We start from the raw sequence: 2,583 nt of genomic DNA, 5'->3' as shown, positions 1-2,583 counted from the left end.
GGGCCTGGCCCAGGCCATGGAGCTGAAACTGGTGCAATGGCCAGAAAGCCCGGCGGACTGGTGGGACAACTGGAAGGCTGATCCGCTGGCGATTCTTCTGCAGCTGGTGGGCATGCTGTTGTCGGCCGCACTGCTCAGCCTTGGCGCGCCCTTCTGGTATGAAATGCTGGCCAACCTGATCAAGCTGCGTTCCACCATGGCCCGCAAGGAAGAGGCCGGGCGACTGGAACGGCAGACGACGCAGCCGGGCTAGGAGCGGCGGCGGACTTGTTCGGTTTTGCCGTCGGCGGCGACCCCTTGCTCGTAAAGGTCCTTCAAAGCCGTAAGCAGCTTCTTCAACGAGGCATAGCCGGTCTTCTTGAGATAGGCTGGCTCCTTGGACCGCAGAGCAATGCCAAGGGCACTGAACGTTATCCATTGAGTCTCTGCTGGCAGCGCATCCTGAAGCCAAGAGAGTGCCAGCTTGGGTTGTCGAACGGGGGTGGGCTGGGTGGCCTTCAACTTTGCCGGAGTGTTGACGGGAGTTTTGGGCGCGGCAGGCGTCGGCGCTGTTGCAACCAAGGGGAAAAATCCGTCACAAGCCGCCTTCAGGGCCTTGGCTGCATGGCTGTGGGCGAAGCAGAACACTTTGAAGCCATCCTCGCGAGCACGCTTGGCAAGGCTGGTAAAGTCGCCGTCGGCCGTGACGATGCAGAAACCATCCACTGACCGTTTGTGCAGGAAATCCATCGCATCAACGACAAGTGCAATATCGCTGGCATTTTTTCCGGCTGAAGTGTGGCCGTTCTGATGGGCCGAACCGCCATGTTGGCTGATGACTTTTGGCCAATCCTTGACGTTGCCCTTGGTGAAATCGCCGTAAACGCGCCGGATGATCGGATTTCCCAACTTGGCGACTTGCGCAAACAATGGCCCAGCGTCCTTGGCCGGAACATTTTCGCCATCAATCAACACGGCCAGCCGGAGCGCGCCACCATTACTGTTCATGTTCGTAACCTGCACCGGTTGGCCCCGATGCCGCAAGGGGGCATGCAAACTTGCCGGTGAGCCGGCTTTGCTCTAGGCGCTGCGCCCAAGGAGCAGGCTTATGATAGCGCGCACGGCAAGCATTTCCCGCGTGACCAAGGAAACCCAGGTCGAGGTCCACGTGAACCTCGACGGCAGCGGCACCTATGATGTGTCGACTGGCATCGGCTTCCTCGATCACATGCTGGAACAGCTGTCGCGGCACAGCCTGATCGATCTGACCGTGAAGACCACGGGTGATCTGCACATCGATGGCCACCACACCACCGAAGATACCGGCATCGCGCTGGGTGAAGCGGTCGCCAAGGCGCTGGGCGATCGGCGCGGCATCACGCGCTATGGCGATGCGCTGATCCCGATGGATGAAACGCTCACCCGCGTCGCGCTCGATATCTCGGGCCGGCCTTTCCTGGTGTGGCGCACGGCGTTCAGCCAGCCCAAGCTGGGCACGCTGGATACCGAGATGTTCAAGGAATTCTTCGCGGCCTTTGCCGGCGGCGCGGGCATCACGCTGCACATCGAGACGCTGTATGGCGTCAACAATCACCTTATCGGCGAAAGCTGCTTCAAGGGCGTGGCGCGGGCGCTGCGGGCGGCGGTGGCGATTGATTCGCGCAAGAGTGACGCGATTCCGTCAACCAAGGGCACATGGGGCGGTGCCTGACACGGTTGCGCTGGTTGATTATGGGGCTGGCAACCTGCGCTCTGCGGCGCGGGCGCTGGAACGGGCCGGCGCGCGCGTGGTTGTCACCGACGATCCGGCGGTGATTGCCGGGGCTGCACGCATCGTGCTGCCCGGAGTCGGTGCGTTCGCCCAGTGCATCGGCCAGTTACGCGAGAAAACCGGCATCGAGGCGGCGCTGAACGAAGCGGTGAACGGGCGCGGCGTGCCGTTCCTCGGCATCTGTGTGGGCATGCAGTTGCTGGCCAGCGAAGGCCATGAACATGGCGTTCACCAGGGCCTGGGCTGGCTGCCGGGCGTGGTTGAACGGCTCACCCCGTCTGATCCGGCGCTGAAAATCCCGCACATGGGCTGGAACCGGGTCGAAGCCGTCAACGGCGCGGATGTGCCGTCGGGCGATGCCTATTTCGTGCACAGCTATGCCTTCACGCCCGATGATCCGGCCGATGTGCAGGCGGTGTCCGATCACGGCGGGCGCTTTGCCGCCATAGTCAAGCGCGGGCATATCACCGGCGTGCAGTTCCACCCGGAAAAGAGCCAGGCCTATGGGCTGGCGTTCCTTCACAATTGGCTGAATCCATGATTATTTTTCCCGCCATCGATCTGAAGGGCGGCCAGTGCGTGCGCCTTGCCGAAGGCGACATGAACCGCGCCACGGTGTATGCTGATGATCCCGCCGCGCAGGCCGCGCTGTTCCGCGGCGCTGGCGCGACGCATCTGCATGTCGTCGATTTGGATGGCGCGTTTGCCGGCGACAGCCGCAACGCCGCCGGCGTGAAGGCCGCGCTGTCCGGCTTTGGCGAAGGCCGGGTGCAGGTGGGCGGCGGCATCCGCACCGCAGCGCACGTCGAAACCTGGTTGGCGGCCGGTGTGTG

The 2,583-nt window shown here is 63.0% G+C and carries 5 protein-coding genes; 4 read left to right on the top strand and 1 reads right to left on the bottom strand.

All coding sequences use genetic code 11. The features are described from left to right. The coding region (locus RMO81_RS08715; protein WP_310475439.1) for a hypothetical protein at nt 1-253 on the top strand (253 nt) is incomplete at its 5' end. On the opposite strand, the gene RMO81_RS08710 is transcribed toward RMO81_RS08715, so the two are convergent. Continuing rightward, nucleotides 250-987, bottom strand: coding sequence for an NYN domain-containing protein (locus RMO81_RS08710; protein ID WP_310475437.1), 738 nt, complete (start codon nt 985-987; stop codon nt 250-252). The genes RMO81_RS08715 and RMO81_RS08710 overlap by 4 nt on opposite strands. A 100-nt stretch (nt 988-1,087) precedes the next feature. Between RMO81_RS08710 and hisB the strand changes: the two genes are divergently transcribed. The 3 genes from hisB to RMO81_RS08695 all read left to right on the top strand — a co-directional run. Further along, nucleotides 1,088-1,690 carry an imidazoleglycerol-phosphate dehydratase HisB gene (hisB, locus tag RMO81_RS08705; RefSeq protein WP_310475436.1) on the top strand — a complete coding sequence of 201 codons (603 nt, stop codon included), beginning with the start codon at nt 1,088-1,090 and terminating at the stop codon, nt 1,688-1,690. Continuing rightward, nucleotides 1,683-2,291 carry an imidazole glycerol phosphate synthase subunit HisH gene (gene hisH / locus RMO81_RS08700; RefSeq protein ID WP_310475435.1) on the top strand — a complete coding sequence of 203 codons (609 nt, stop codon included), beginning with the start codon at nt 1,683-1,685 and terminating at the stop codon, nt 2,289-2,291. The genes hisB and hisH overlap by 8 nt, the downstream gene beginning before the upstream one ends. Then, nucleotides 2,288-2,583, top strand: a 296-nt coding sequence (locus tag RMO81_RS08695; RefSeq protein ID WP_310475434.1) for a HisA/HisF-related TIM barrel protein, incomplete at its 3' end; no start/stop codon positions are given. The genes hisH and RMO81_RS08695, both read left to right, overlap by 4 nt.

Source organism: Sandarakinorhabdus sp. (genome assembly GCF_031422795.1).
Classification (GTDB): domain Bacteria; phylum Pseudomonadota; class Alphaproteobacteria; order Sphingomonadales; family Sphingomonadaceae; genus Sandarakinorhabdus.
The sequence above is the reverse complement of the archived record's forward strand: the minus strand, read 5'-3'. Positions and strand labels throughout refer to the sequence as shown.